This is a genomic window from Streptomyces sp. NBC_00258 (genome assembly GCF_036182465.1).
Taxonomy (GTDB): domain Bacteria; phylum Actinomycetota; class Actinomycetes; order Streptomycetales; family Streptomycetaceae; genus Streptomyces.
Map to the genome: position 1 here is coordinate 5,403,280 of NZ_CP108081.1, position 24,571 is coordinate 5,427,850.

Below are 24,571 nucleotides of genomic sequence, written 5' to 3' on the forward strand. Positions count from 1 at the left end.
CCACTCACGTACGTCCTACCGCCAGGAGCGGGCGCGCAGCGGCATCCCCGAGGTGCCGGTGTCCGGGGTCTTCACCGCCAGCACCTGGTTCACGCCGATGCGGTTGCGCTCGAAGGCGAGCGCCGAGGCGGCCATGTAGAGCCGCCAGACCCGGGCCCGGCCGGGGCTGGTGAGCCGGACCGCGTTCGGCCAGTCCGCCTCCAGGTTGGCGACCCAGCGGCGCAGCGTGAGCGCGTAGTGCTCACGGATCGACTCGACGTCACGGACCTCGAACCCGGCCGCCTCCAGCCCGCTCACGGTCCCGCCGATCGGCGCGAGCTCGCCGTCCGGGAAGACGTACGCGTCGATGAACTCGTCGATCTCGTACGCCGATTCGTTGCCCCACGGCCGACGCCCGATCTGGTGGTTGAGGAGCCGTCCGCCCGGTTTGAGGAGGGCGAACAGATCCCGCGCGTACTCCAGATAGCGGTCGCTGCCGACGTGTTCGGCCATGCCGATGGAGGAGATCGCGTCGTACGGACCGTCGGTGACGTCGCGGTAGTCCTGGACGCGGATCTCGATCCGGTCGGTGAGTCCCTCCTCCGCGACGCGCTTGCGGGCGTAGGCGGCCTGTTCCTGGGACAGGGTGACGCCGACGACGCTCACGCCGTACTCGCGGGCGGCGTGGATGGCCATCGAACCCCACCCGCAGCCGACGTCGAGGAGCCGCATGCCCGGCTTCAGGTCGAGCTTGCGGGCGACCAGTCCGAGCTTGTCGTGCTGGGCGTCCTCCAGGGTGCCGTCCGGGGAGTCCCAGTAGGCGCACGAGTAGACCATGGACGGCCCGAGGACGATCTCGTAGAAGTCGTTCCCCACGTCGTAGTGGTGGCTGATCGCCCGTCTGTCGCTGTGTTTGGTGTGCAGGTGGGAGCGTCTGCGCACCTCCTCGTGGGGCGGGGCGGGGGGCAGTGGCGGCCCCGCCATCCGCACGAGCCCCCACACGGCGGCCCGCACGTCGGGATCCCGGAGGGACTCGCGCAGGGTCCGGGCGTCCTCGCCGCGCTCCCACACCAGCCCGGCCATGACGTCGAGGACGGCGTAGAGATCGCCGTCCACGGTCAGGTCCCCGGCGACCCAGGCGCGGGCCATGCCCAGTTCGCCGGGCTTCCAGAGCAGTCGGCGAAGGGCCCGGCGGTTCCGTACGACGAGTACGGGGCCCTCGGGCGGGCCCGCCTCCGAACCGTCCCAGGCGCGAATGCGCACCGGGAGCGGGGCTCCCAGCAACTGCTCCATCAGCGCCTTCAGCCGCAGCGCCGCGTCCTGCATGACGCACACCTCCGTGACGTGGGATCCCACAGACTCCAACACCACGTAAACACCAACGGGCCCGATGCGCAGTCCCGCCAAAGCGTTACATCTGAGCAAAATACATGCAGGCAACACGCAAACCACGGGGCCGGCTCCCGAACCCCCGCTCCTCAAACGCCGGCACCTTCAGCCCGTCCGGCGTTTGAGGACGAGGCCGTTCAGGCCGACAAGGGGGGTCCGGGGGCGCAGCCCCCAGGGACGGGACGGGTAGGGGCGGCGGGGGCGACAAAACCCCGAAGGGGGCCTCCCGCACCACGGATGGCGGGAGGCCCCCTTCAGGGTGAAGCAGGTGACCGGAGGTCAGGAGGCCTTGGCCTTCTCCTCGGTCTTGGCGGCCGAAGCCGCGGACACCGGCTCAGCCTTCGCGGCGGCAGCCGCCGGCGCCGGCTTCGCAGCCTCGTAGAACTCCTCACGAGGAGTCTCCATGGCCCCGAGCGAGACGACCTCACGCTTCAGGAACATCGCGAGAGTCCAGTCCGCGAAGACACGGATCTTCCGGTTCCACGTCGGCATGGCCAGCCCGTGGTAGCCCCGGTGCATGTACCAGGCAAGACGACCCTTGAGCTTGATCTTCATCTTGCCCATGACGATCATCGCGACGCCCTTGTGCAGGCCCAGACCGGCGACCGCACCCTTGTTGGCGTGGCTGTAGTCCTTCTGCGGGAAGCCCCGCATACCGGAGATCACGTTGTCGCCGAGGACGCGGGCCTGACGGAGCGCGTGCTGCGCGTTCGGCGGGCACCAGGCGTTCTCGTTGCCGGCCTTGCGGCCGACGAGGTCAGGCACCTGGGCGTTGTCGCCGGCGGCCCAGACGTAGTCCGTGCCCTGCACCTGGAGCGTGGTCTGCGTGTCCACGTGACCACGGGGACCGAGCGGCAGGCCGAACCGGGAGAGCACCGGGTTGGGCTTGACGCCGGCCGTCCACACGATGGTGTTGGAGTCGACCTCGAGGCCGTTCTTCAGCACCACGTGGCCGTCGACGCAGGAGTCCATGGAGGTGGAGAGGTAGACCTCGACCCCACGTCCTTCGAGGTGCTCCTTGCCGTACTGGCCGAGCTTCGGGCCGACCTCGGGAAGGATCTTGTCCGCGGCGTCGACGAGGATGAACCGCATGTCCTCGCGCGACACGTTGCTGTAGTACTTGGCCGCGTCGCGGGCCATGTCCTCGACCTCACCGATGGTCTCCGCGCCCGCGAAGCCACCGCCGACGAAGACGAACGTGAGCGCCTTGCGGCGGACGTCCTCGTCAGTCGTGGAGTCGGCCTTGTCCAGCTGCTCGAGCACGTGGTTGCGCAGGCCGATGGCCTCCTCGATGCCCTTCATACCGATGCCCTGCTCGGCGAGGCCGGGGATCGGGAAGGTGCGCGAGACCGCGCCCATCGCGATGACGAGGTAGTCGAAAGGCAGCTCGTACGCCTCACCCACGAGGGGGGCGATCGTGGCGACCTTGCGGTCCTGGTCGATGGTCGTGACCCGGCCGGTCAGAACTTCCGCCTTGGGCAGCACGCGTCGCAGCGGGACGACGACGTGCCGAGGCGAAATGCTGCCGGCGGCGGCTTCGGGGAGGAAGGGCTGGTAGGTCATGTACGACCGGGGGTCGACGACCGTGACGGTCGCCTCGCCATAGCGCATCTTCTTGAGAATGCGCCGAGCTGCGTACAGGCCTACGTACCCACCGCCTACTACGAGGATCCTGGGACGCTCCGTGGTGCTCATGCCATCGAGTATCCACCTGCCTCAGGGGGGTCGCTCGTGCGCCCCTTCACAAGCTTCTTCACACCCTCTGCTACACTGCGCGGCCCACGTGAGCGAGGTCATGCCACAGCAGGGGAACCAGCGCCCGGTACGGGCCGTTGTCAATGCCGCGTGAGCTGCCGCTCCGGCTGTTCGACCCCTCTGAACCAGACCCCTTTTTCATACGATCGCAGCACTCGCGGAACACCCTGTTGATCATGCTCCGGAGTCGCTCGGAGGCCCCGGGGGACCCGTAGGGACGAAAACCTCGCCCAACAGGGCCGATTCTCTTGTGAAGAACTTCACGAAGTTTTCCGACGGGGCGTTCCCGGGACCGTTTCCAAGACCGTTCAGAGGCCTTCGGAGGCGCTCATACGTCATCCGACCTGCTCAGTCGAGGGCGGTCCGGGCCGGAACTAGGCCACGGACCACGCGATGCCGTCGAGGATGTCGTGCTCGCTCACGACCACCTCGTCCGCCCCGATCCGCTCCATCACGGAGAGCAGTACGAGGGCGCCGGCGCCGATGACGTCGACCCGGCCCGGGTGCATCGAGGGGATCGCGGCACGCTCGGCGTGGGTGGCCGACAGCAGCCGCTCGGTGATCTCGCGGACCCGGTCGTAGGAGACCCGGGAGTGGTGGATGGCCTCGGAGTCGTACTCCGGGAGGTCCTGGGCGATCGCCGAGACGGTGGTCACGGATCCGGCGAGCCCGACGAGCGTACGAGCCTCGCGCAGCGGCACGGACTCCTCGGCGAGGTCGAGGGCCGCCTCGATGTCGGCGCGGATCGCCTCGATCTGCTCCGGCGCGGGCGGGTCACTGACCACGCCGTCGTGCACGAGGTGTCGTTCCGTCATCCGTACGCAGCCGATGTCGACCGAGCGGGCGGCGCGGACCTGGTCCTCACCCACGACGAACTCCGTGGAGCCGCCGCCGATGTCCACCACGAGGTAGGGCTTGGCGAGGCCGTCCCGGCCCGTCAGCTCCTTGGTGGCGCCCGTGAACGAGAACTCCGCCTCCTGGTCGCCGGAGATGACCTCGGGCTCGACGCCCAGGATGTCGAGGACTCCCCGTACGAACTCGTCGCGGTTCTCGGCGTCGCGGGAGGCGGAGGTCGCCACGAAGCGGAGTCGCTCCGCGCCGTGTTCCTTGACGATCGCCGCGTACTCGCGGCAGGCCGCGAAGGTTCGGTCCAGCGCGTCCGGGGCGAGGCGGCCCGTCCGGTCGACGCCCTGGCCCAGGCGGACGATCGTCATCCGGCGGTCCAGGTCGACGAGTTCCCCCGTCGCCGGGTCCGCGTCCGCGACGAGCAGCCGGATCGAGTTGGTACCGCAGTCGATGGCAGCGACGCGAGTCATGAGTGGTGGTCTCCTGTTGCGATCGTGGCTCCGGGGGCGCCCGAGTATTCTCTCGTCCCCGCCGCCCCTACCCATTCCCGTCCCTTACTCGGGGGCTCCGCCCCCGAACCCCCAAAAGACTGCGCAGTTCCCCGCGCCCCTTTGAGGGGCGCGGGGAACTGCGCGATCAGCCACAGCCGGACCCGCACCTCACCACGAACCCGCGGCCCCAGACGGTGGCACGAGGCCGGATCAGGCCTCGGTGGGCACCACGCACGCGCCCTTGCGCCACCACTCCGGCAGCATCGCGAGTGCCTCGTCCCCCAAGGGGTTCACCCCCGGCCCGGCGGCCAGGGAGTGGGCGACCAGGACGTGGAGGCACTTCACCCGGTCCGGCATACCGCCCGCGCTCGGAAAGCCTTCGAGCACCTCGATGGAGTCACGCCGAGCGATGTAGTCCTCGTGCGCCGCCCGGTACGCGGCCGCCAGCTCGGGATCCGTGGCGAGCCGGTCCGTCATCTCCTTCATGACACCGTTCGCCTCCAGCGTCCCGATGGCGGAGGCCGCCCGCGGACACGTCAGGTAGTACGTCGTCGGGAAGGGAGTCCCGTCCGGCAGCCGGGGAGCCGTCTCGACGACGTCCGGCTGCCCGCACGGACAGCGGTGCGCGATCGCGCGCAACCCGCGCGGCGGCCGACCGAGCTGCTGCTTGAAGGCCTCGACGTCCGCGTCGGTCGGCTCGGTGCGCGGGGTGGGCGGCGGGGGCGTTTGCATGCCTGTGCGTAAGTCTCTCTAGTCAGTTCACTGAGGGGATCACTGGTCGGATCACCTGTCGGCGGCGTCTGCCTTGTCGACGCCGTCCCAGACGTTGGCGTACCAGGCCCGGTCGGCCGCGGTCTGATCCGTACGCGTCTTCTTCGCGGCGTCGGGGTCGATCACGATGTAGCCGGTCTCGCCCGGCATCACGTAGTGCAGCCGCTCCCTGATGCGCTGCTCGGCGTACGCGTCGTCCTGCCACCGCGCCTTGAGGTCGCGCAGCTGCTCGACCCGCTGCCGGGCCTGCTCCCGCTCGCGCTGGAGGTCGGCGACCTCGGCGCGCTGGGAGACGTACTGCCTTATGGGATAGGCGAGAGCCACCACGAGCGTGCACAGGACGAGGGCGAGCAGAGCAGCCCGGCCGGTGAGGCGCGAGCGGCGGGCCTGGCGCTTGGTCTGCGAGCGGTAGACACGGGCGGCGGTCTGCTCACCGAGCAGCCTCAGCCTGGTCGAGGTGGAGAACCGGTCGCGGTCCTTCACGGCCATCTGTCCCGCCTCCCCGGTACAAACCCGTCGAGTACATCGAGCCCGTCGAGCCCATCACGTGCGTACGTCCCCGCACACGGTACGGGACCGAGTACGGGGACGTACGTACGACGGGGCTGTCACCCCTCCTGAGCGGTTCAGCCCTTGAAGCGCGGGAAAGCCGAACGGCCCGCGTACACCGCCGCGTCGTCGAGGATCTCCTCGATGCGCAGCAGCTGGTTGTACTTGGCGACGCGGTCCGAGCGGGCCGGGGCGCCGGTCTTGATCTGGCCGCAGTTCACCGCGACGGCGAGGTCGGCGATCGTGACGTCCTCGGTCTCGCCGGAGCGGTGGGACATCATGCACTTGAAGCCGTTGCGCTGGGCCATCTCGACGGCGTCCAGGGTCTCGGTCAGCGAGCCGATCTGGTTGACCTTGACGAGCAGGGCGTTGGCGGAGCCCTCCTCGATGCCACGGGCGAGGCGCTCCGGGTTGGTGACGAAGAGGTCGTCGCCGACGATCTGGACCTTGTCGCCCAGCTTCTCGGTGATGACGTTCCAGCCGGCCCAGTCGTCCTCGTACAGCGGGTCCTCGATGGAGACGAGCGGGTAGGCCGCGACGAGCTCCTCGTAGTACTCCGTCATCTCGGCGGCGGAGCGCTCCTTGCCCTCGAAGAGGTACTTGCCGTCCTTGTAGAACTCGGAGGCGGCGACGTCGAGCGCGAGGGCGACCTGCTGGCCGGGGATGTAACCGGCCTCCTTGATCGCGTCGAGGATCAGGTCCAGCGCCTCGCGGTTGGAGCCGAGGTTCGGGGCGAAGCCGCCCTCGTCGCCGAGGCCGGTGGACAGGCCGCGGCTCTTCAGGACCTTCTTGAGGGTGTGGTAGACCTCGGCGCCCCAGCGCACGGCCTCGGAGAAGGACTCCGCGCCGATCGGGGCGATCATGAACTCCTGGATGTCGACGTTGGAGTCGGCGTGCGACCCACCGTTGAGGATGTTCATCATCGGGACCGGCAGCAGGTGCGCGTTCGGTCCGCCCAGGTAGCGGAAGAGGGGGAGGTCGGACGCCTCGGACGCGGCGTGGGCGACGGCGAGCGAGACGCCGAGGATGGCGTTGGCGCCGAGCGAGCCCTTGTTGTCGGTGGCGTCCAGGTCGATCATGGCCTGGTCGATGAGGCGCTGCTCGGTGGCGTCGTAGCCGACGAGCTCCGGGCCGAGCTGCTCGATGACGGCGAGGACGGCCTTCTCGACACCCTTGCCGAGGTAGCGGTTGGGGTCTCCGTCACGGAGCTCAACAGCCTCGAAGGCACCGGTGGAGGCGCCGGACGGAACGGCGGCACGACCCGTGCTGCCGTCGTCGAGGCCGACCTCGACCTCGACCGTGGGGTTGCCTCGGGAGTCCAGGATTTCCCGGGCTACGACGACGTCGATGGACGGCACGAGCATCTCCTTCTGGGATGTGACGCAAGCTGTCCGGGCCGAAGGCCCGGTTGGGTGCGGACCTGTGGTGGCCCCGCGGCATGAGCCTAACCGGCTGCCGGGGTTCGGCCAGCCCTCGACCGCCTCCTGGACAGAACCGAGAGTAAATTGTTTCCGAACGGAACAAAGCGAGAGGGAAGCGCGAAGGAAGTACACGGGAAGCGCGGGAACGAAAAAGCCCCGCCCCGGTGCGTACGGGGGAACACGCACCGGTGCGGGGAGCCCGTGGGGGACGGGGGTGGCCCTCACGAGGCCTCCACTATGGGGGACACGGATGTGAGGACGCTGTGGTTCAGCCGCGATTCGATTGCGGGGCGGACGCCGGCTGATCCGGAGATCCGGATCAGGCCGAGGCTGAGCGGCCAGGGGCCTCGGCCAGGACGTGCCATCCGGGCAATCGAAGTGGGGGTCGCGGCCGACGGGTGTCAGCTGAGGTGCAGCTGCTGGCCCGGGAAGATGAAGTCGGCGTCGTCGACGATGTCGTCGTTCAGCTTGTACAGCTTCTGCCAGCCGCCCTTGACGTTCTCCTTCTCGGCGATCTCGCTGAGGGTGTCACCCTTGACGACCTTGTACTCGCCGTCGCCCTTCTTGACCTTCTTGCCGGTCGGGGTCTCGACGGTCTTCTTCGCGGTCGAGCGCTCCTGGGAACGCGAGGCGCGCTCCTCGGAGGACTTGGTGCTCTGCTGCTGCTGAGACTGCGAGGTGCTCTGGCCGGAGTTGCCCGAGTTCGAGGGAGCCGGGGCACCACCGGTCGAGGCGCCGGACAGGCCCACGCCACAGCTCGGCCAGGCACCCTTGCCCTGGCCCGCGAGGACCTTCTCGGCGACGGCTATCTGCTGGGACTTGGAGGCCTGGTTGGCCGTGGAGGCGTACGCCGTGCCGCCGTACGCGGCCCAGGTGGAGGCCGAGAACTGCAGGCCGCCGTAGTAGCCGTTGCCGGTGTTGATCGACCAGTTGCCGCCGGACTCGCACTGTGCGACGGCGTCCCACTCGGAGGCGGTGGCGGCGGAGGCTCCCGTGGCGCCCATCAGCGGGACGGCGACGGCCGCGGTGGTGACACCGGCGAGCGTGGCGATACGGGTGGCCTTGGACGGGCGGCGGTGCTTGCCCTTGCCGGAAAGCAGCATGAAGTGATCCCCTCACCGACGCCTGCGAGGTGAGCTGTCGGGTTCGGGCCGAGTGAGTTGCCCGGCCGCGCGACACTGCTGTCACGCGGCTTAACCCCAAGCCGTACCTGGCCTCAACGACCGGGTCCGGCACTTACCTTGGGTCCCCCGCTCCTGCCTACGGCGCTTGACGCGACGACTGTTCCCGTACGGCCGTTGGCAGGATTCGGCGTTGCGACCGTCGGGGCTCACCAGTGGCGAGCGGTCACGACCGTAGACACGCGATCCGCCGAATTTCAAAGACGATCAGGCTCTTGAGATCCATGTCTCACTTTCACCAAATCGGACATTCAGCGCGAACTGCCGCTGTTTTTCGCCCGATTCGACGCCTTGATGACCACATGGCACACCGCGCGGACCGCTACTTGTCCGCCGTCTGCAGGCCGTCCACGTCCAGGCTCTGACCGGGGATGATGAAGTCCGGGTCGTCACCGACGGCTTCCTTGTTCTCGGCGTAGAGCGCCCGCCATCCGCCCTTGACGTCAAGGGAGTCGGCGATCCCCCAGAGACTGTCTCCGGAACGCACGGCGTACGAGCCCTCGGCGGCGACGCGCGACTCGCTGTCGCTGCGCGAGGCGTGCCTGCCGGCGGAGTCGTCCGCACGGGAATCGGTGGCGCCTTCGTCGGCACTGCCGCCGCGGTGGCGGCCGGAGCCGGTGTCGTCCGCCCCGGCACCCTCGCTCGCCTCGGCCGAAGCCTCCCCACTCTGGGACGACTTGTCCGAGTCGTCACTCTTTGCGGTGGCGTCCGCGGAGGAGCTTTCGGAATCCTGTGAGTCCGCGCTGTCGCCACTACCGGTGGACGAGTCGGGCGAACCGGATGAACCAGAAGTGTCGGACTTCGTCCCGTCACCGCTGTCCCCCATACCCAAGCCGGACAGCGGGGTGTGAGATTCCTCCACCACTCCCGTGTCGACGTCGGCCGAGTCGGAGTTCTGCGTCAGACCCGCGACGAGACCGCAGGTCGCCCAGGCGCTCGTGCCCTGGTCCGCGAGGATCTTCTCGGCGACGGCTATCTGCTGCGAACGGCTGGCCTGGTCGGCGCTCGGCGCGTAGTCGAGGCCACCGTGGTCCTCCCAGGTCTCCTGGGTCATCTGGAGGCCGCCGTAGTGCCCGTTGCCGGAGTTCGCGCTCCACGAGCCGCCGCTCTCGCACTCCGCCACCGCGTCCCATGTGGTCCCGCTGGCGGCGCTCGCGCCGGTCGCACCGAGCAGAGGGATCGCGATGGCCGACCCGGTCACACCCGCCGCGACGAGGAGAGCCGGAGCCTGACGGGGGCGACGGTGACGACCGTTCCCGGAGAGCATGCGGTTGCCTTTCGCGTGACATCAAGGACTGCGCACAGCGCACAGCCGACGACTGCGCTTGTGACTACTGCGGCAGGTGGGACCGGCCGCATTGATGGGTGAACGTATAGGCAGTCGAACTCTTGTCACAAGTCGATGCAGCGCAGATAACGTGAAGATCACAAAGTTGACGGAGTCTCATGTTCCATCGACCGGTCTGCTACTTGGTACGCACCTTCCCCGAAGGGGCGAACTCCACCGGAAGCGTGCGCAATCCCCGCATGATGAGCCCTCCACGCCACCTCAAATCGGCGGAATCACCCGCGAGTTGCAGGTCGGGGAGGCGGGTGAGGAGCGTGGCCAGCGCGGTCTGGCCCTCCAGCCGGGCCAGGGGCGCGCCGAGGCAGTAGTGGATGCCGTGGCCGTAACCGAGGTGCTGGTTGTCACGGCGGGAGAGGTCGAGGGTGTCGGGCTCGGCGAACCGGGCGGGGTCCCGGTCGGCCGCGGCGAGCACGACGAGTACGGGGTCGCCGACGGCGATGTCCTGCCCGCCGATGCTCAGCGGCTCGGTGGCGAACCGCCAGGTGGCCAGTTCCACGGGTCCGTCGTAGCGGAGCAGTTCCTCGACACCGGTCGCGAGAAGGTCCGTACGGCCGGCCGTCAGGGAGTCCTGGAGCCGCTGCCGCTGCTCGGGGTGGGTGAGCAGGGCATACGTGCCGTTGCCGATCAGGTTGACGGTCGTCTCGAACCCGGCGAACAGAAGGATGAAGGCCATCGCGGCGGCCTCGTTCTCGGTGAGGTGCTCGCCGTGGTCGGAGGCGCGGATGAGACCGGAGAGGAGGTCCTCGCCCGGGGCGGGCACCTCGGTCAGCTCCTCGCGCTTGCGGTGGATGAGCTCGGCGAGATAGCCGCGCATCTTCTTCACGGACCGCGCCACGCCCCCGCGCGGCCCTCCTCCGTGCCGGATCATCATTCCGGCCCAGTCCCGGAAGTCGTCCTGGTCCTCGGGCGGGACGCCCAGCAGATCGCAGATGGCGTAGATGGGGAGCGGGAACGCGAACTCGTGGATGAGGTCCGCCTCCCCCTTCTCCACGAACCCGTCGATGAGCCGGTCGGTCAACTCCTGCACCCGGGGCGCGAATTCGGCCACTCGCCGAGGCGTGAACGCCTTGCTGACCAGTCGCCGGAGCCTGGTGTGGTCCGGCGGGTCGATGTTGAGGAGGTGCGTCATCAGCTCGGCCTTGCGCTCGCCGGGGATGCCGGTCTTCCCCTTCGCGTGCGCGGGCTCGTCGTGATGAGCGGGGTTCTTGCTGAGCCGGCCGTCGGCAAGGGCCTGCTTGGCGTCCGCGTACCGGGTGACCAGCCAGGCCTCGACTCCGCTGGGGAGTTTCGTCCGGTGCACGGGGGCGTGCTCCCTGAGCCAGGCGTACGCCGGGTAGGGGTCGGTCGCGAACTCCCAGGTGAAGAGTTCCGGGGCAGGTTCCCCGGCGGGGGGCTGAACAGGTGTTTCCGTCACTCCTCGACCGTATCGGCAGGGAGTGGCGAGAACTGGCCCGGTGGGTGGTGAGAGCCGGCCCGGTCGGTGGCAGGAGCCGGCCCGGTGCCGTCGTGGCCCGCCGCGGCTGCTCGTCGAGCCGGGCTCCACTCCACGGCTTGCGCTGTTCATCCCAGAACGTCCGTGAATCACCTGCTCCTTGACCCCACGAGCCGGAAACTCCATACATTCGCGCCCGTGGACCCCGATCTCCTCCGGACCAGTTTCGCGGTCGTCGAAAGGCGAGCCGAATTCGCGGCCAAGTACTTCTACTCGCACCTCTTCTGGCACCACCCCGATGTCCGCGCCCTGTTCCCGCTGGATTTCCCGGAGGACATGGAACGTCAGCGGGACCGTCTGTTCGCCGCGTTGACGCTCGTCGTGGGGCGGCTGGGGGAGCCGGGGATGCACGAGTATCTGTGGGAGCTGGGGCGGGACCACCGGAAGTATCTGGCACGGCCGGAGCACTACGCGGCCGTGGGCACGAGCCTGATCGCCGCGTTCGCCGCCGTGTCGGGGGCGGCGTGGAGCACGGAGGTGGAGAAGGCCTGGGACGAGGCGTACGCCGTGATCGCGGACTCCATGATGGACGGCGCGTGGGAGGCGGAGAGCAGCGGGGAGCCGCCCTGGTGGGACGCCGAGGTGCTCGGCCGTGCCCGGTACGGGGACGACCTCGCCGTGCTGAAGCTGCGCCCCCACCGTCCGCTCCCCCATCTGCCCGGCCAGTACGTGAGCGTCAACAGCCCCCGGATCCCGGGCGTCTGGCGCCCCTACTCCCTCGCCAACGCGCCCCGTTCCGACGACACCGTGGACCTGCACGTCAGTCTCGTCGAGGACGGTGTCCTGTCCACCGAGCTCGTCCGCCGCACCCGCGCGGGCGACGTCCTCCGGCTCGGCGCCCCCGGTGGCCGGCTGACCCTGCGTACGCCGGTGGAGCGGCCCGTCACGTTCATCGCCGCGGGCACCGGCTGGGCTCCGGTGAAGGCGCTGCTGGAGCAACTGGCGTGGGAGCCGGGCTCGTACGACGAGGCCCGGCTCTTCGTGGTCGCCCGGGACACCGCGTACCTGTACGACCGGGCCGCGCTCGGGGAGTTATGCACGCGCCTGCCGCATCTCGACGTCACCGTCATAACGCCCGCGCCCGGCCGGCCGAAGGCCCAGGCCACCGGCCGTCTGCTGACGGCCCTGGGGAATCGGGCCAACTGGGCCCGCCACGACGTCTATCTGGCCGGCCCGCCCAGGCTGGTCGACGAGGCCGCCGAGGTCCTCGCTGTTCTCGGCGCCGACCCCGAGCGCGTCTTCTGCGACGATCTGCCGCCCACCGATCAGGGGCAGGCCCGCCCGCTCGGCCCGGGCGAATGGCTTCTCCACCGGCCCCGTCCGCACTGGCACAACCCGTCGGCACGTGAGCCGGACTGAACCCGCCTTGAACGCCTCACAAGGGGCGCGGGGCGAAGTCAATGTGCGGCTCCGCCGCGTGGGCGCGACCAGCCACAGTCGGCCCTCGGGTACCGAACGCTCTTCCGGCGGAACGCTCAGCTCTCGGCCGGCAGGTCATCGGTCGGTCGGCCTTCGCGCACTCGTATCGCGTCCCGGTATGCCCGCGCCGCCGACCTGAGCGCCGCCTCCGGGTCCACGCCCTGCTCCTCGGCGCGGACCGCCAGCGCCAGTAGTTCGTAGCCGACGCCCTCGCCCTGGGGCAGTGGCACTTCCATTCCCGCCGTGCGTGCGCGGGATGCCAGCTTGGCGGCGAGTGCGAGGCCCGGCTGGCCGAGTGGGACGCCCTCGGTCACGGACGTCCGCTGCTTCTCGACGGCCTTGGTGCGCAGCCAGTGCTCCTTGACCTCCTCGGGGGTCGAGGCGGTCTCGTCGCCGAAGACGTGCGGGTGGCGGTGGATGAGCTTGGTGACGATGCCGCCCGCCACGTCGTCGATGGAGAAGGGCTCCTCCCCGTCCTCCGGGCTGCCCTCCTCGGCGATCCGGGCGTGGAAGACGACCTGGAGCAGAACGTCGCCGAGTTCCTCGCGCAGTTCGTCGCGGTCGCCCTCCTCGATGGCCTCGACGAGTTCGTACGCCTCCTCGATGCCGTATTTCGCCAGGCCCTTGTGGGTCTGCTGGGACGACCAGGGGCACTCGACGCGAATGCGGTCCATGACCTGGACGAGGTCGAGGAGGCGGGCGCCCGGGAGGTCGTACGACGCGGGGAGCAGTTCGAGGTCGGGCATCTGGACGCGCCCGGAGCCGGCCAGCCGGGCCAGGCCGTCGGTCAGGCTCGGCTCGCCCTCTCCGGTGGCCACGACGACGACCGTGTGCCCGCCGGAGCAGGTGTCGACGAGGTCCTCGGCGGTCGGCGCGGCCTCGTCGACCTGGACGCCCGCCTCGCGCAGATATGGCAGCTGGGGGTGCGTGCCGTCCGCGCACAGGACGCGGTCGGCGCCGTGCAGCGCCTGCCAGGCGGGCCAGGACAGGAGTCCGGGCGCGACTCGGTGGCTGGTGGTGAGCAGGACGATGCGCCCCGGGCTGGATGCGTTCACACACCGAACGTAACCCACGCCACTGACATCAAGGTCACGTGCCGTCAGCGGGGAAGGATCACGACCGGACCGGACCGGTCACGCCGTTTCCTTGCTCCCCGACGAGGTGACCTCGCGCAGCCACGGCAGTTTCGCGTCGACGCGGCTGCTCTTCTCCACGTCCCAGTCGCCGTAGCGCGGGTTCAGGTCGACGTCCATCTTCTTGGAGGCCTTGGACAGCGCCTCCCAGAAGGCGGGCTGGCTGGTGTCCGTGCCGAGTGCGGCGGCGAGCTTCTGGGCCTCGATCTGGACGCGGAGGTTGTCGTCGAGCCGCTCGGGCGCGACACCGTACTGCTGCAGCCAGGCCACTTCCAGCGCCTTCGCGTCGCCCGCCTGCTTCTCCAGTTCGCCGCGGAAGCGCTGGACCTCCTTGCGGGTGACGGTCACGCCCGCGTCCTGTGCGGCCTGGTGCAGGACGCGGTCGAGGACCATGCCGTGCAGGGTGTCGCGGGTGAGGCCGCCGGACTTGGCGATGGCCTGTTCGTACTGCGCTTCGCCCGTGGTGGCCGCCCGCTGCGCGGACCGTACCTCGTTCACCCGGTTCTCCAGCTGGGAGACGGTGATGCGGTCGCCGCCGACGACGGCCGCGGCACCGGGATGCGCGTCGTTGCCGCAGGCGGAGAGGAGAGGGGCCGCGGTGACGAGCGCGGCGGAGAGGAGGAACGCGGTGCGACGGCGGCGGTGCAAGGAGACCTCCTGTAGGAGCTTGTGCGACGGTGCACAAAGTCTTGCGGTGATCGATGGTAGGCAGGGGACCGGCTATCGGCCACCCATTCGACCCAACGATTCGCCAGGACTTCGGGCACCGTCACCGGGCCGTCTCCATCCTCACGCCGCACAGCGGCCTCAGCCGGTGACCGCCACCGGCGCGTCCCAGGCATCGCGGACCCGCCAGGTCCAGGCGCCGCGGACCCGTCGCGCCCGGGCGGCGGGGTCCCGTCGGAGGGGTGCGGTCAGCCTCGGACCTGTCCCAGCCATTGGAGGGTCCGGCTGATCTCGGTGACCAGTGGATGGCCGGGGCCCCGCAGCCGTTCGACGTCGTACTGGAGGCGGGCCAGGGTGTCGTGGGCGGCGGCGCGGTCGCCGAGGGCGAGCAGCAAGTGGCCGATACGGCGGCGGACTTCGAAGGACAGCTCGGCGTCCTGGGCGACGTACTGGTTCTCGTAGTACGGGAGGAGCGCGCGGTACTCGGCGAGGGCGGCGGCCGGTTCGCCGAGCTGTTCCAGGCACTGGGCGGCCTCGTAGCGGAAGCGCAGGGACTGCGGGTCGGCCTGGCCGGCCTCGGCCGCGCGCTCGTCGGCGAGGTGGCGCAGTTCGGGCAGGGCTCGGCGGTACTGGCCGTCGTCCATCAGCGTGGCCGCGTACTGCTTGCGCAGGGTGCGGACGACGGGTGAGTGCTCGCCGTGCTGGGCGGCGGCGGCCGGGAGGATGCCGCCGAGGATGTCGACGGCCTGTGTGATGCGGCCCTCGCCGAGGAGGCGCTTGACCTCGTCGACGGCTCCCGCGACGTCGGGCTTCTCGGCTGCCGGAGTGGCCTGCGGCTGGGCCGCGGGGGTCCGGGCGCGGTCCGGCCAGGGGGCGTGCGGGCGCAGGAAGGGGCGGGTGGGGTCGAGCGGGCCGCCGGACGGGATCCCGCGCGCGGGAAGCAGCGGCAGCAGTTGCTCGTACGTCTCCTGCGCGGAGTCCGGGCGGTGCTGCGGGTCCTTGGAGAGCAGCCGCAGCACGAGGGCTTCGAGCGCTTCCGGGACCTCGGGGCGCAGGCGGCGGACCGGGAGGGGCGGTTCGTAGAGATGGCGGTGGAGCACGCCGAGGGCGGTGGAGCCCGAGAACGGCACGTCTCCGCTGAGGAGTTCGTGCATCAGCACCCCGAGCGCGTACAGATCCGTGTACGGCCCGACCGCGCCGCCCATCGCCTGCTCGGGAGCCATGTAGGCGGGCGAGCCGATGGGTGAACCGGTGTGGGTGAGGCGGGTGGTGTCCGTGTCCATGACCGACGCGACGCCGAGGTCGAGGACGGTGACCGTGCCGTCCTGCTTGACCATCACGTTCCGCGGCTTGAGGTCGCGGTGGACGATCGGCACGGCGTGCACCGCGGACAGCACGGCGCACAGCTGCGCGGCGACCGAGACGGCCCACTGCCAGGGGTACGGGTCGTGCTCGGCGAGGTGGTCGGAGAGGTCGGCGCCGTCGACGTACTGCATGACGAGGAACAGCTCCTCGCCCTCACTGCCCGCGTCGTGGACCGTGACCAGACCGGGGTGGTCGACCTGGGCGGTGACGCGGCACTCGCGCACGAAGCGGCGGCGCAGTTCGTCGGCCTCGGCGCCCGCGACCTTGTCGGGGCGCAGCAGTTTGACGGCGACGCGCCGGTCCAGGCGCTGGTCGTACGCCGTCCACACCTGGCCCATGCCGCCCTGCCCGATGAGCGTGGACAGTTCGTAGCGGCCGGTGATCACACGTCCCGGCGCCACGGTCACCTGCCGTCCTCGTGCTTGCGGAGATAGTCACTCAGCTCGTCGAGCTCGGCGCGCACCTGGTCGATCCGGGCGGGCGCGGGGCGCTGCGGCGGCGGGGTCGGGGTCGGCGTATTGGGCTGGGGCGTGGCGGGCTGGGGTATCGGCGCCATCGGGGGCACCGGGGTGTGCGGGCCCGTCGCGGCGGTGTACGGCGACTGCTGCTGCGGGTAGCCGTACACGGGCGCCGAGGGCTGCTGCTGGTGCTGCGCGTAGCCCGCTGTCGCGTAGCCGAGCTGGTGGAAGTGGCGGATGTCCGCCGCGAGATAGTACGAGATCACGACCACGAGGGAGCCGAAGAGCAGGGCGAGGCCGAGCCAGCCGCCGACGGTGTGGATCTCCTCGCCGGGCTCGGTGCCGAGCAGGACGAGTCCGAGGATCTCGGCCGCCAGGGTGGCGACGAACAGGCCCCAGTCGAGCGACTTTCGGGTCACGAGTGCCAGGCGCAGCATCATCGTCCAGCCGAGCAGGCCGAAGCTGCACACCGAGATCACCACGAAGAACACGCGCAGGAAGACCAGCAACCCGGTCGAGGGTGGCGGCTTCACCGGCGGCGCCTGGCCGTGGCCTTGCATGGTTGCTCCTGGAGGCCTGATGAGGACGGACGAAGGTGGGACGGAGAACGGACGGAGGACGAACCTACGAGTTGGAAGTCCGAGCGTATAGGCCGACAAGGACAACTGTTCCCGGGTTGTACCGAACCGTTGTCGTGCCGATCACTCCGTCCGCCCCAACCGCCTCAGGCGGGCGCCACCGTGCCGTCCGTCAGGCCGTCGTACATGCCGCGCACCAGCTGCTCGCCGAGGTGGCCGGCCAGCCGTAGCGCCTCCTCGAACTCGGCGAGCGCCCGGAACCGTTCGCCGTACGTCCGCTGCTGGTCCAGTGGCAGCCGGGGCACCTGGAGGCGGCGGACGTCGAGCCGGGTCGCGGTGGACGCGTAGCTGCTGGCCTGGCGGTTGTTGGCGGTGCCGCGCAGGAAGCCGGCGAGGAACCACGGGTCGATGGCGGCCGGGTCGGGCCGCAGCAGTGCGAGGTTGCGGCCGAGGGCGGCGCCCGCGGTCGCCTCGTCGACCACGCGCGCGATGGCGCCACCGCCGAGCACGGGGACGACGACGTCTCCGGGCTCGGTGAGGACGGGTTCCTCGTCGCTCTCGGGCAGCGTTCCGGAGGGTGCTGTTCCGGCGAGGACGTCGTGGTCGGTGAGGACGGGCACGCGCGCGTGGCCGCCGTTTCCGCCCGTACGCAGTTGGAGTGCGCCCCCGCGCGCGAGTTCGCCGATCGTGGTGAGCGGCCAGCGGGTGGGCGGGCGCGGGTCGGCGGCGGGCGGGGTGAGGTCGCCGGTGAGGCGGAGGGTCTCGCCGAGACGGTCGCGTACATCGGCGAGCTGCTCGGCGCCGCCGCCCGCCGTGGGGGGCGGCAGATGACGGGCCGGGGCCAGGTCCACGTCGTCGTCGAGGAGTTCGATGACCGGCACCGAACGGCTGAGCCCCGGCTGCTCCGGCGCGGTGCCGGTGCGGTCGAAGGGGCGCCAGGCGTCGAGGACCGCGGTGCGCACGGACTGCCAGTCGAGGCCGCCGCGGCTGTCGGCCGTGAACACACCGGTGTCGGCGAGCAGCACTTCGGGCTGCGCGGGATGGGCGGTGACGGCGGGCCTGCGCAGCACCCACAAGTGCAGCGGGAGGTTGTACGGGGGTGCGGCGCCCGGCGGCAGGGCGATCACCGCGCGGAGGGCGCCGCGGCGCAGCAGATCGGCGCGGATACGGCGGCCGGAGCGGCGCGAGGCGGCGGCGGGCGGCATCAGGAGGACGGCGATGCCGCCTTCCTTGAGGCGGGCCAACGCGTGCTGGACCCAGGCCAGTTCGGACTCTGTGCGGGCCGGGAAGCCGTACTCCCAGCGGGGGTCGTAGGCGAGCTCGTCGTGGCCCCAGTTGCGCTCGTTGAACGGCGGATGGCATAGGACGGCGTCGGCCCCGAGGGTGCCGTACGCGTCGTCGCGGAGGCTGTCGGCGGCGGCGGTGCGCACGGTCGTCACGGTGGCCTCCGTGTGGAGGGCGAGACGCAGTGCGGTGAGGGCGGCCAACTCAGGGGCGCTGTCCTGGCCGTACAGGTGCTGGTCCTCGATGCCCCTGGTGTCCTGCGCGGCGGCCACCGCGCGCAGCAGGGCGCCGGTGCCGCACGCGGGGTCGAGGACGGTACGGGCGGGGCCCGCGAGGTCGGTCATCAGGGCGGCGAGGCCGGTCGGCGTGAGCGTGTACTGGCGCGGGTTGGCGTCCAGGTGCCTTCCGAGCAGGAACTCGTACGCCTTGCGGGTGCCCAGTTCGGCCGCGAGGTCTGCGGCGCCGCGCAACAGGGGGGCGGACGGGAGCAGTTGGGCGGCGGTCGGCGTGTCCACGGCCCGTTTGCGGACCAGGCCGAAGCGCGGGGTGAGGACCTGGTCGAGAGACGCGGGCAGCAGTTCGGCGAGGCGCGCGTCGGAGCCGGCGCTCAGCTCCAGCCAGACCGTGGGGCGGTCGTTGACGAGCAGGAGCGCGCAGCCGACGTGGACCAGGGCGGTGACCGGGCCCTCCGGGTGACCGGCGAGCTGCTGCCATACGCGCTCGCGCAGGGGTACCTCGGCGAGCTTGCCCTGGGTGCGCAGCCAGGTCTCGACCTCGGTGAGCGCGAAGGAGGGGCTGGTCTCGGTGCCGCCGACGGGTTTGGGGAAGTCGGCGTGGCGGCGGCGCCAGTTGCTGACGGCGGCCCGGCCGACTCCGGCGAGCCTGGCGATTCCCGCCGCGGTGACCTCTGTCGCGTTGTCCTGCACCCGCACGGCTCCCCTCGTCCTGGTGTGTGGCGTCGAGCATACCGACGCACGAGTCAACAACCCATTCACGGCCGTGTACGCACACATCCTTGTGAACCGTGTTGACTCAGTTCACAAGCTCTGCTGTGATTGACCCATCGGATGAACGGCCGCCGAAAGCGGCGGCCGTCACCTCGGGGGAGGGGACTGTCATGGGCGCCAAGGGCAAGATCGCGCTGGGGGTTGTCGTGAGCGTCGTCGTCATCGGCGCGGTGTCGGCGAACGCGGGTGACGACGGGGACAGCGGTTCCGGTGGCAACGGCAAGGACTCCGCGGCCTCCGCGGACCGCGAGTCCGGCACGAAGTCCGACACCAAGGCGGACACGGACACGAAGAAGGACACGAAGAAGGACGCAAAGGCGGACAAGGCCGAGAAGAAGGCGGCGTTCCAGGGAGACGGCGACTTCGAGGTCGGCACCGACGTCAAGCCCGGCACCTACCGGACCACGGGCAACACGGACAGCCTCTGCTACTGGGAGCGCGCGAAGGACGCCTCGGGCGAGATGGACTCGATCCTCGCCAACGACAACGTCAGCGGCACCAGCTACGTGACGATCCCGGCGGGCGACAAGCTCTTCAAGTCGAGCGGCTGCAAGGACTGGGAGGCCGTCGCCGCGAGGGCGACCGGCACCCCGGCGGCCCTGGTCAAGGGCAACGGCGGCATGCACAGAGTCGGCGTCGACATCGCTCCCGGCACCTACAGGTCCACCGGCAACACCGACGACCTCTGCTACTGGGAGCGCGCCAAGGACGCCTCGCACTCCATGGAGTCGATCCTCGCGAACAACAACGTGTCAGGCACGGCCGTCGTGACCGTGGCCGCCGGCGACGCGTACTTCAAGACCACGGGCTGCAAGGACTGGAAGAAGACCGGCTGACACCACGCGCCGCCGTCCCCGTGCCGGCCCCGGCCCCGGCCCCGGCCCCGGCCAGCGTCTGCCGCATCCGCATCCGCGCCCGCGCGCGCCTCCTCTTCATCGCTCTTCGCGCGTCCATGCCCTCTCCCCTTTTCTGTTCACCTCGACACTTCAAGGAACTGTCATGCGTCGCACCGCACTTGCCGCTCTCTGTCTCGCCGCCTCGGCCGCCGCCTCGCTCACCGGCTGTCTGCCCGGGGAGGAGAAGGCGGACAGCAAGCCGAAGGGCCCGTTCGCCGGGCAGACCGGCGGCGAGATCGCCGACCAGGCCGTGAAGGCCACCTCGAACGCGTCGTCGCTGCGTATGAAGGGCGACATCAAGGACGGCGGCAGCCGCGTCGGCCTGGACATGGCCCTCGACAGGAAGGGCCAGTGCGCAGGCACGATGAGCGCGAACGGCGAGGGCAAGGCCGACCTCGTCAAGACCGGCGACACCCTCTACATGAAGTACGACGAGAAGTTCCTGCGTGCCCAGAGCGACGGGGCGTCCAAGGAGGAGACCGACGGAGTGGTGGCCATGCTGGCCGGCAAGTGGACCAAGATGTCCGCGACCGGCTCGGACGCCAAGGACATCGCGAGCTTCTGCGACCTCGACACCGTGCTCGCGGACTTCAAGGACGTCAACTCCGACGCCACCCGCGGCAGGACGACCACGGTCGACGGCACCCCGGCGATCGTCCTGCACGAGAAGGACGGCAAGGACACCTACACGCTGTACGTCGCCACCGAGGGCAAGCCCTACCTGCTGAGGGTCGTCAGCAAGTCCGCCGAGGACCCGGGCACGGTCACCTTCGGCGACTTCGACACCCCGGTCCCGGCCGAGAAGCCCGCGGGCCAGGTCATCGACCTGGACGAGATGGGCGGCTGACGGAACACCGCCCGGACTGGCGGGCGCCTATGGGGCGCGCCTTCAGGGGGGCGCCCTCAAGGCGTGCCCGCCCGCACAGGCATGCCCCAACCAGACACACCGGACCACCGCACGCGTCTCAAAGAGCGTGCCGCACCCACACGTTGGGCTCGACGTACACCGCGTACCCGCGTCGCGGCTCGCAGTGCACCGGCACCAGCGCGCCGGGCACCTCGATCTGGCCCTCCTCGTCGAAGGGCAGCCCCGTCCATGCCCGCCATTCGTCGAGCGACGCCGCCACGGTCATCGACGCGGGCGCCATCGCCTCGATGCGCGCGCCCGCCCTGACGTGGACCCGCAGCCACGGGTCGTGCGGCAGCCCGTCGCCGCGCGTCCGGAACGCGTACTCCGCCATCTCCGAACGCGGTTCCAGATGCTTCGCGCTCGGGCGCACCGGGGCGACGACCTCGTCGAAGCCCTGGGCCCTGGCGTTGTCACGCATCGCGGAGAGCATGCGGCCCGACAGGCCGGTGCCCTGGGCGTGCGGGGCGACGACGATGGAGATCGCGCTCACCGTGTCGGGTGTGATGCCGTGGCGCCGGTCGGAGAAGGCCCACACCAGCACCTCGTCCCAGCCCCGCGCCGGCAGCTCGCCGCGGTCCTGGTCCGCGAGGGCGAACGGCACGCTGTAGGCGTGCGCGACCACCTCTCCGCGCTCGTCCTCGGCGAACAGCACGTACTCCGGCAGCTCGGTGGCGATGCGGCCGTAGTGCGCGTTGCCGACAGGGTCGTTGCGCAGGAACTCGGGCCAGGTGTCCGCCATCCCCGTCACCTGGTCGTACATCTCGGGCCGCTCGGCGAGGCTCGACACCTTCAGCTCCATGCGGGACACCGTAGGCGGCGACTCGGGCGGCGCGGAACGGATTTACCTGCGCGGATCCGGCCCCACCCCTCGCGCCACCCCACTCAGACAGCTCAGCCTGCTCAGTCCGCGTGGAATCGCTCGGGCGCCTGTGTCGAGGTCCCCCCGGAGGGGAGTTTCTGCCCGGGGCAGCCGGACAGCACCCTCTTCATGGCGTCCCTCTCGGCGGCGGTGACCCACAGCTCGTACTTCTTCTTCACGGCCACCTGCCGGGCCACATACGTGCAGCGGTACGCCTTGTGGGGCGGGAGCCAGGTCGCCGTGTCCCCGTCGCCCTTGCTGCGGTTGCGGCCGGCGTCGACGGCGAGGAGGTTCAGCGGGTCGTTGGCCAGCGCTATCCGCTTGCTCGCGTCCCACTTCTGGGCGCCCTTCTGCCAGGCGTCCGACAGCGCGACGAGATGGTCTATGTCGACCTCGCTGCGTCCCCCTCGTACGAAGGTGACGTCCTTGTCGGTGTACGGGTCGGGATCGAGTTTCCCTGAACTCACCTCGCAGTCGCCGTCGCTGAACTTCACCTCCTTCAGGTCCCGTTTGAGTACGTCGTCGCGGGTGTCGCAGCCGTTCGTGTCCGTGTCGGCCCAGGGGCTGCCGAACTTGTCCCGGTCGTATCCCGTCTTGGGTGCCCGCCCCTTGACGGTCAGCCCGTCGACGGCGGTGAGGGCAGCTCCACCGGCGCCTGTGCCCGCGCCCGCTCCCGCTCCCGCCGCCGACTCCTCGGGGCCGGCCGAACCCGGTGTCTCGACGGTGCAGCCGGTCGCGGCGAGCAGCAGTACCGCGGCTCCGGCGACCCTGGTCCAGAGCGTCACGGCGCTCCCTCCCCTTGCTTGCCCCTGTCCGCCCTGAGCGGGCGGTTTCCCTGGACCTCACCGTACTGGCCAAAGGGTGGCGCAATAACAGGCGGCGAACGGACTTCATCGGACTTCAACGGGCAAGCGGTGCACGACCGGCGTGACACCGGTGGTGACCGGCAGTTGGGAGTCCCCGCACGCGGCCGCAGCGCCGGCCCCGCCACCGACCTCCTCACGCCCCCTCACATCTCCCGATGCCTCATCCCTTCCCGATCCCCAACGTCGTCTCCGACGGAAGCAGCCCCGACCCGAGGACCGCGACCCAGAACTCCCCCAGCAGATCGGCGAGTCGACCGGTGTCGTCCGGTCCGAGCCCCTGCCAGGGTGCGGTCGCCAGCTCGTCGGTGTGGCGCTCCACCTCCCGCCGGAGGGCGCGGCCGGTGTCCGTCGCGGTGCCTTCGGCGGCCAACAGGCCCCGTGCGAGGAGCCGTTCACGCGCGGCAGCCCACTCCCCCGCACTCCAGCCGCGGCTCTCGAACCGCTCCACGGACGCGGCGCCTATCGCCGCGAACGACACGAGCGACTCGACGGGGTCGAGGCCGGCGACGAGCAGCGCGGCCAGGTGTCCGTCACCGCGGTGCTCTCGCAGGATCGTCGCCGCGTGCCACAACTGCTGATGCGGGGCTTTGGGCCAGGGCAACTCGGCGTTGGCGGCGGCCAAGGGGCGACCGGCCGTGTTCACCGACTCGGCCGCGCGGCGGGCGAGAGCAGCGGCTTCCGCCAGCTCAGAGCTGTCGACGCGATCCCCGAATATCGCTCGATACGCCCGGTCGACACCCCGCTCCCTCGCCTCCAGCACCTTCCGAGGATCGGCGGTCCGCCACGCGTGGTCCATGTGCTCGGCGACCATGCGAGGGCTGAAGCTGTAGAAGGCGGAGGCGACACGCTCACTCCCGACGGCGCCCAACGGGGCGGCACGCGACGGGAAGTAGCTCGGCCAGCGGTCCCCGGCGTCGAAGCCGAGCGCCGCCACCTCCTCGAAGACCTCCGGCGCGTAATAGAGCACGGCGTGCAGTGGCTCGATCAGATGCCACATCTGCCGCACCCTGCCCAGCTCGACCCCACCGCCGTCCAGCACCGTCTCGCCCGCGTCCACAGACATGACGTACCCCCTTCGTCCGTTCCCGACCGTCCGACAACTTGACACTGTCTAGATTGCCCGCCCGCATGGAACTTGTCAATGCCTAGATTCGGCGTACGCTGCTGACCATGACGAAGAGCACCCGCACGCCGTCCACCGGGCCCACCGAGTCCTCCGGCCCGTCTGGACCGTCTGGACCGTCCGAGGCGTCCAAGCCGTCCGGACCATCCGAAGCGTCCGAGCCATCCGGCCCGTCCGAACCCTCAGCCAACAAGTCCGGCGGACGCCGCGCGTACCACCACGGGGACCTGCGCCGCGCGATCGTGGCGGCCGCGCTCGACGTCATCTCCGCCGAGGGCCCCTCCGCGCTGAGCCTGCGGGACCTGGCCCGCCGCGCGGGTGTCTCGCACGCGGCGCCGGCCCACCACTTCAAGGACCGCACGGGTCTGCTGACGGCGATCGCGGCGGAGGGCTACGGACTGCTGGCGGCCACGCTCACGGAGGCGGCGGACCTGAAGGACGCGGGCGTGCGCTACGTCCGCTTCGCCCGCGAGCACCCGGCTCACTTCCAGGTGATGTTCACGCCGGAGCTGCTCCGCGGCAACGACCTGGAGCTGACGACGGCCCGTGCCCTCGCGGGCGAGCGCCTGCGCGACGCCGTCTCGGCCGTCCCGCCCGAGGGCCGCGGCACCGACGCCCGCCTCGCCGGTGTGGCCGCCTGGTCCCTGGCCCACGGTTTCGCCACGCTGCTGCTCAGCCACAACCTGGACGGACCGGTGGGAGACCAGGACCCGGAGGACGTCTTCCGCGCACTCAGCAGCATGCTCTTCCGGTCCGCCTGACCTTCCGGTCCACGTGCGTCCACG

At 70.5% G+C, this 24,571-nt stretch carries 21 protein-coding genes and 1 riboswitch; of the genes, 4 read left to right on the forward strand and 17 right to left on the reverse strand.

The annotated features are described in order from the left end of the window. Positions 1-15: 15 nt before the first annotated feature. From OG718_RS23925 to OG718_RS23965, 9 genes are all read right to left on the reverse strand, one after another. The gene (locus OG718_RS23925; RefSeq protein WP_143639045.1) at positions 16-1,305 is read right to left on the reverse strand and encodes an SAM-dependent methyltransferase; all 1,290 of its coding nucleotides are present in this window, start codon (positions 1,303-1,305) and stop codon (positions 16-18) included. Positions 1,306-1,647: 342 nt separating this feature from the next. After that, on the reverse strand, positions 1,648-3,063 hold the full coding sequence (locus OG718_RS23930) for an NAD(P)/FAD-dependent oxidoreductase (protein WP_143639042.1): 1,416 nt from the start codon (positions 3,061-3,063) through the stop codon (positions 1,648-1,650). 434 nt (positions 3,064-3,497) lie between these two features. Next, positions 3,498-4,439, reverse strand: coding sequence for a Ppx/GppA phosphatase family protein (locus OG718_RS23935; RefSeq protein ID WP_328845122.1), 942 nt, complete (start codon positions 4,437-4,439; stop codon positions 3,498-3,500). 231 nt (positions 4,440-4,670) lie between these two features. Then, the gene (locus OG718_RS23940; protein ID WP_143639038.1) at positions 4,671-5,192 is read right to left on the reverse strand and encodes a DUF501 domain-containing protein; all 522 of its coding nucleotides are present in this window, start codon (positions 5,190-5,192) and stop codon (positions 4,671-4,673) included. A 51-nt stretch (positions 5,193-5,243) separates the two neighbouring features. Further along, a complete protein-coding gene (locus tag OG718_RS23945; protein ID WP_125534845.1) occupies positions 5,244-5,720 on the reverse strand; it encodes an FtsB family cell division protein in 477 nt (158 codons plus the stop codon). Between the two features lie 137 nt (positions 5,721-5,857). Next, positions 5,858-7,138 carry a phosphopyruvate hydratase gene (gene eno / locus OG718_RS23950; RefSeq protein ID WP_186001238.1) on the reverse strand — a complete coding sequence of 427 codons (1,281 nt, stop codon included), beginning with the start codon at positions 7,136-7,138 and terminating at the stop codon, positions 5,858-5,860. A 464-nt stretch (positions 7,139-7,602) separates the two neighbouring features. Next, on the reverse strand, positions 7,603-8,304 hold the full coding sequence (locus tag OG718_RS23955; RefSeq protein ID WP_328845123.1) for a transglycosylase family protein: 702 nt from the start codon (positions 8,302-8,304) through the stop codon (positions 7,603-7,605). A 4-nt stretch (positions 8,305-8,308) separates the two neighbouring features. After that, positions 8,309-8,479, reverse strand: a riboswitch (cyclic di-AMP (ydaO/yuaA leader). 225 nt (positions 8,480-8,704) lie between these two features. Further along, positions 8,705-9,649, reverse strand: coding sequence for a LysM peptidoglycan-binding domain-containing protein (locus OG718_RS23960; RefSeq protein WP_143639035.1), 945 nt, complete (start codon positions 9,647-9,649; stop codon positions 8,705-8,707). 199 nt (positions 9,650-9,848) lie between these two features. Then, positions 9,849-11,144, reverse strand: a complete 1,296-nt coding sequence (locus OG718_RS23965) for a cytochrome P450 family protein (RefSeq protein WP_328845124.1) — start codon at positions 11,142-11,144, stop codon at positions 9,849-9,851. A 216-nt stretch (positions 11,145-11,360) separates the two neighbouring features. On the opposite strand from OG718_RS23965, the gene OG718_RS23970 reads away from it, so the two are divergent. Continuing rightward, positions 11,361-12,581: a globin domain-containing protein gene (locus OG718_RS23970; RefSeq protein ID WP_328845125.1), complete on the forward strand. Its 1,221-nt coding sequence runs from the start codon at positions 11,361-11,363 to the stop codon at positions 12,579-12,581. Between the two features lie 116 nt (positions 12,582-12,697). Here the strand turns inward: OG718_RS23970 and OG718_RS23975 are convergent, their stop codons facing one another. From OG718_RS23975 to OG718_RS23995, 5 genes are all read right to left on the reverse strand, one after another. After that, entirely contained in the window at positions 12,698-13,714 is a 1,017-nt protein-coding gene (locus OG718_RS23975; RefSeq protein WP_373466191.1) for a nucleoside triphosphate pyrophosphohydrolase, read from the reverse strand. Positions 13,715-13,774: 60 nt separating this feature from the next. Beyond that, positions 13,775-14,422, reverse strand: a complete 648-nt coding sequence (locus tag OG718_RS23980) for a SurA N-terminal domain-containing protein (RefSeq protein WP_143639029.1) — start codon at positions 14,420-14,422, stop codon at positions 13,775-13,777. Between the two features lie 266 nt (positions 14,423-14,688). Next, positions 14,689-16,170, reverse strand: a complete 1,482-nt coding sequence (locus OG718_RS23985; RefSeq protein ID WP_328847820.1) for a serine/threonine-protein kinase — start codon at positions 16,168-16,170, stop codon at positions 14,689-14,691. 38 nt (positions 16,171-16,208) lie between these two features. Next, entirely contained in the window at positions 16,209-16,823 is a 615-nt protein-coding gene (locus OG718_RS23990; protein WP_328845126.1) for a hypothetical protein, read from the reverse strand. A 164-nt stretch (positions 16,824-16,987) separates the two neighbouring features. Then, positions 16,988-19,051, reverse strand: coding sequence for an N-6 DNA methylase (locus tag OG718_RS23995; RefSeq protein WP_328845127.1), 2,064 nt, complete (start codon positions 19,049-19,051; stop codon positions 16,988-16,990). A 191-nt stretch (positions 19,052-19,242) separates the two neighbouring features. Between OG718_RS23995 and OG718_RS24000 the strand changes: the two genes are divergently transcribed. Further along, complete coding sequence (locus OG718_RS24000; protein ID WP_143639021.1) at positions 19,243-19,968, forward strand: hypothetical protein; 726 nt, start codon at positions 19,243-19,245, stop codon at positions 19,966-19,968. 163 nt (positions 19,969-20,131) lie between these two features. Beyond that, entirely contained in the window at positions 20,132-20,875 is a 744-nt protein-coding gene (locus OG718_RS24005) for a hypothetical protein (protein WP_143639019.1), read from the forward strand. Between the two features lie 118 nt (positions 20,876-20,993). Here OG718_RS24005 and OG718_RS24010 read toward each other — a convergent pair whose 3' ends face one another. From OG718_RS24010 to OG718_RS24020, 3 genes are all read right to left on the reverse strand, one after another. Further along, the gene (locus tag OG718_RS24010) at positions 20,994-21,737 is read right to left on the reverse strand and encodes an N-acetyltransferase (RefSeq protein ID WP_328845128.1); all 744 of its coding nucleotides are present in this window, start codon (positions 21,735-21,737) and stop codon (positions 20,994-20,996) included. Positions 21,738-21,838: 101 nt separating this feature from the next. Continuing rightward, positions 21,839-22,582 (reverse strand): HNH endonuclease family protein, encoded by a 744-nt coding sequence (locus tag OG718_RS24015; protein WP_328845129.1) that lies wholly within the window; start codon positions 22,580-22,582, stop codon positions 21,839-21,841. Positions 22,583-22,823: 241 nt separating this feature from the next. After that, positions 22,824-23,726 (reverse strand): SCO6745 family protein, encoded by a 903-nt coding sequence (locus tag OG718_RS24020; RefSeq protein WP_328845130.1) that lies wholly within the window; start codon positions 23,724-23,726, stop codon positions 22,824-22,826. Between the two features lie 107 nt (positions 23,727-23,833). On the opposite strand from OG718_RS24020, the gene OG718_RS24025 reads away from it, so the two are divergent. Continuing rightward, the gene (locus OG718_RS24025; RefSeq protein ID WP_328845131.1) at positions 23,834-24,547 is read left to right on the forward strand and encodes a TetR/AcrR family transcriptional regulator; all 714 of its coding nucleotides are present in this window, start codon (positions 23,834-23,836) and stop codon (positions 24,545-24,547) included. The last annotated feature ends 24 nt before the right edge of the window (positions 24,548-24,571 follow it).

Bases quoted from the DNA above. Each gene is read 5' to 3' on its own strand.
- OG718_RS23925 (WP_143639045.1), bottom strand. From the start codon at position 1,305: ATGCAGGACGCGGCGCTGCGGCTGAAGGCGCTGATGGAGCAGTTGCTG.
- OG718_RS23930 (WP_143639042.1), bottom strand. From the start codon at position 3,063: ATGAGCACCACGGAGCGTCCCAGGATCCTCGTAGTAGGCGGTGGGTAC.
- OG718_RS23935 (WP_328845122.1), bottom strand. From the start codon at position 4,439: ATGACTCGCGTCGCTGCCATCGACTGCGGTACCAACTCGATCCGGCTG.
- OG718_RS23940 (WP_143639038.1), bottom strand. From the start codon at position 5,192: ATGCAAACGCCCCCGCCGCCCACCCCGCGCACCGAGCCGACCGACGCG.
- OG718_RS23945 (WP_125534845.1), bottom strand. From the start codon at position 5,720: ATGGCCGTGAAGGACCGCGACCGGTTCTCCACCTCGACCAGGCTGAGG.
- OG718_RS23955 (WP_328845123.1), bottom strand. From the start codon at position 8,304: ATGCTGCTTTCCGGCAAGGGCAAGCACCGCCGCCCGTCCAAGGCCACC.
- OG718_RS23960 (WP_143639035.1), bottom strand. From the start codon at position 9,649: ATGCTCTCCGGGAACGGTCGTCACCGTCGCCCCCGTCAGGCTCCGGCT.
- OG718_RS23990 (WP_328845126.1), bottom strand. From the start codon at position 16,823: ATGCAAGGCCACGGCCAGGCGCCGCCGGTGAAGCCGCCACCCTCGACC.
- OG718_RS24000 (WP_143639021.1), top strand. From the start codon at position 19,243: ATGGGCGCCAAGGGCAAGATCGCGCTGGGGGTTGTCGTGAGCGTCGTC.
- OG718_RS24005 (WP_143639019.1), top strand. From the start codon at position 20,132: ATGCGTCGCACCGCACTTGCCGCTCTCTGTCTCGCCGCCTCGGCCGCC.
- OG718_RS24010 (WP_328845128.1), bottom strand. From the start codon at position 21,737: ATGGAGCTGAAGGTGTCGAGCCTCGCCGAGCGGCCCGAGATGTACGAC.
- OG718_RS24020 (WP_328845130.1), bottom strand. From the start codon at position 23,726: ATGTCTGTGGACGCGGGCGAGACGGTGCTGGACGGCGGTGGGGTCGAG.
- OG718_RS24025 (WP_328845131.1), top strand. From the start codon at position 23,834: ATGACGAAGAGCACCCGCACGCCGTCCACCGGGCCCACCGAGTCCTCC.